A 2590-nucleotide genomic window follows, 5' to 3' on the forward strand; every position below is an offset into this window, starting at 1 on the left:
AGCCGTTGTCGGCCGGGCATGCAGAGAAGATTCCGGTCTGCGCGGTGCACCCCCAGGTCCCGAACAGGTGCCGCCGGGTTGCGGACGGCCCGAACGGCGCGACTTGAGGATTTCGCCGCTCGAAAACCTCGCCATACAGGTGATACCGGACACCAGAGCTTCCACGCATCGACAAGCATTGACGTCGATTCCGGAATGATGTGTCATTCATCAATGGCACGTACCGCGGAACCCGGCCGTCGCGACGCGATCCTCGACGCCGCCCACGCCGTCTTCGCCCGCAAGGGCTACGCCGCCGCGGGCATCGCCGACCTCGCCGGCGAGCTCGGCATCGGGCACGGCACCGTCTACCGCTACTTCGGCAACAAGCGCGACGTGGCCGCGGCCGTCCTCGACCGGGCGCTGGGCCGCATCGCCGAGGTGGTCGCCGCGGAGGCGCCCGACGCCACCGGCAGCCTCGACGAATACCGGGCACAGGTGTGGCGGATCGGCCGCCGGCTCTACGACCTGTTCGCCGCCGACCCGGCCCTGGGCAGGCTGGTCTTCTTCGACCTGGCGACCGTCGACGAACAGCTCCGGGACCGCCACCGCGAGGCGCTCGACCGCTTCGCCGACTACACCGCCGCCTACCTGCGCAACGGGATCGACCGCGGCTTCCTCCGCGGCGACCTCGACGTCGAGGTCACCGCCCGTGTGATCAACGGCATGGTCTTCGAGGGCGCCGCCCAGGTGTCCCGCGACCCCACCGCGGGCGCGATGCGCGACGCCTGGATCCGGGCCGTCGTGACGCTGATGTTCGACGGCCTCGCCCCGCCGAAGCCCGCGCCCCGCTGAAGGGAACGAGTCATGGTCCAGGTGGACGTCTTCTGGTCGTACGCCATCGGAGCCGGCTGCGGTGCCGCCGCCGCGCGTGAATCGCTGCGGGAGCCCGCCCGCGACCTGCTGGCCGACCGGCGGCTGGCCCTGACCGTGCTGTTCCTCGGCTGCGTGTTCGCGCCGAGCGGGATCTGGCTGCTGTGGCAGTTTCCCGGCTGGGAGACGATGCACGCGGCCGGCGCGCACGCGGACCTGCCCGGCTGGCTGGTCGCCGCGTTCGCGGTCACCAACCTCAGCCAGGGCGTGCTCGGCTATGTCGTCGCGCGGGAGCTGTGGCGCCGCGGCCACCACTACCTGTCCTGGCTGCAGATGCCGCTCGGCTACCTCGCGATGTTCTTCGTCCTGGCGTACGGCTGGGACGGCACCGGGTACCGCAGGTTCTTCGCGCCGACCACCGCCGCCTGGCGGGCCGGCGGTTTCGACCCGGCCGCGTTCCTCGCCAGCGACGTGGCGCTGACCCTGTACGCGATGGGGCTGGTGCTGGTGCCGTTGCTGCTGTGGATGAAGGCGAGCTGGTGGTCCCTGGGCCGGGACGCGCCGGGACGGTTCCGCTTCACCGGGCTGGTGCTCGTCGCGGTCTTCGGCCTCGGGCTGGGCACCGCGGTCGCGGCGGCGGCGCTGCTCACGATGCTGGGCCCGGTCGCCGGCCCGGTCGCGGTGGCCGCGCTGGTGGCGGCGGTGATGCACCCCAGGGGCGCGGGAGGGCTGCTGGCCCGCCCGTTCCTCGCCGGGTCCGGCTCCTGACGCCCGATGCCGCCGATACGATCTTCGGACCCTCCGGAAGGAAGACCATGGACAACACCGCAGACCTTTACGACAAGTACGGCGAGGAGCTCGGTTCCTGCGACACCCAGCTGCGCCAGTACGGTGGCGCGGCCGCGTTCCAGGGTCCGGCGGTGACGGTGCGCTGTTTTGAGGACAACGCCCTGCTCAAGTCGGTGCTGAGCGAGCCCGGCGCGGGCCGGGTGCTGGTGGTGGACGGCGGGGGTTCGGTGCACCGCGCCCTCATGGGCGATGTCATCGCCGGGCTGGCCGTCGGCAACGGCTGGGCCGGTGTGGTGATCAACGGCGCGGTCCGCGACGTCGCCGCGCTGCGCGCGCTGCCCATCGGGATCAAGGCGCTGGGCTCCAACCCGCGCAAGAGCACCAAGACCGGCGCCGGCGAGCGGGACGTGGTGATCGAGTTCGGCGGCTGCCGCTTCGCCCCGGGTGCCCAGGTCTTCAGCGACGACGACGGCATCGTGGTGCTCGTCGAGAGGTGAGAAGGCAGCTCCCGCGGGCGGGCTCAGCCGTTCACGACGAGCAGGGTGGCGCCGAGCGCGACCGTGGTGACGAAGAGCGTGGACGCCGCCGCGACCACTATGGAGACCCGGCTGCGGCGCACCAGCGAGGCCAGGTGGACGCAGCTGCCCATGCCGAACAGGGCCGCACCGAGCGCGGTCACCTGCAGCGTGCCGATCCAGCCGAGCGCCGCCTGCGGCACCAGCCCGGCGCTGCGCAGGCCCGCGCAGGCGAGGAAGCCGAGGACGAACAGCGGGACCAGCGGCGGGCGCGCGGGGCCGCCGTCCGCGACGGGCGCGCGGAAACGTTGGACGGCGCTCACCCCGGCGACGACCGGGGCCAGATCCGCGCCTATCAGTCGCATCTGCTTCCCGGCATCGTGCAGACCGCGGCGCTGGCCGAACACATCATCGGGGAGGCCCTCGGCCACCTC

General features: G+C 72.4%; 4 protein-coding genes. 3 read left to right on the forward strand and 1 reads right to left on the reverse strand.

Annotated features, from left to right (window positions below; genetic code table 11):
- Positions 1 to 213: 213 nt before the first annotated feature.
- The 3 genes from AB0F10_RS45195 to rraA are packed head-to-tail and all read left to right on the forward strand — an operon-like array spanning position 214 to position 2138.
- On the forward strand, positions 214 to 834 hold the full coding sequence (locus tag AB0F10_RS45195) for a TetR/AcrR family transcriptional regulator (protein WP_360640732.1): 621 nt from the start codon (positions 214 to 216) through the stop codon (positions 832 to 834).
- A 12-nt stretch (positions 835 to 846) separates the two neighbouring features.
- Positions 847 to 1620, forward strand: coding sequence for a hypothetical protein (locus AB0F10_RS45200; protein WP_360640734.1), 774 nt, complete (start codon positions 847 to 849; stop codon positions 1618 to 1620).
- A 47-nt stretch (positions 1621 to 1667) separates the two neighbouring features.
- Positions 1668 to 2138, forward strand: coding sequence for a ribonuclease E activity regulator RraA (gene rraA, locus AB0F10_RS45205; protein WP_360640736.1), 471 nt, complete (start codon positions 1668 to 1670; stop codon positions 2136 to 2138).
- A gap of 23 nt (positions 2139 to 2161) precedes the next feature.
- Here rraA and AB0F10_RS45210 read toward each other — a convergent pair.
- Positions 2162 to 2590, reverse strand: a 429-nt coding sequence (locus AB0F10_RS45210; RefSeq protein ID WP_360640738.1) for a putative sulfate exporter family transporter, incomplete at its 5' end; no start/stop codon positions are given.

Origin of the sequence: Actinoplanes sp. NPDC026623 (assembly GCF_040638275.1) — a bacterium.
In the GTDB taxonomy this organism is placed as follows: Bacteria; Actinomycetota; Actinomycetes; order Mycobacteriales; family Micromonosporaceae; genus Actinoplanes.

Coding starts and splice junctions, on each gene's coding strand:
- AB0F10_RS45195 (WP_360640732.1), top strand. CDS start 214: ATGGCACGTACCGCGGAACCCGGCCGTCGCGACGCGATCCTCGACGCC.
- AB0F10_RS45200 (WP_360640734.1), top strand. CDS start 847: ATGGTCCAGGTGGACGTCTTCTGGTCGTACGCCATCGGAGCCGGCTGC.
- rraA (WP_360640736.1), top strand. CDS start 1,668: ATGGACAACACCGCAGACCTTTACGACAAGTACGGCGAGGAGCTCGGT.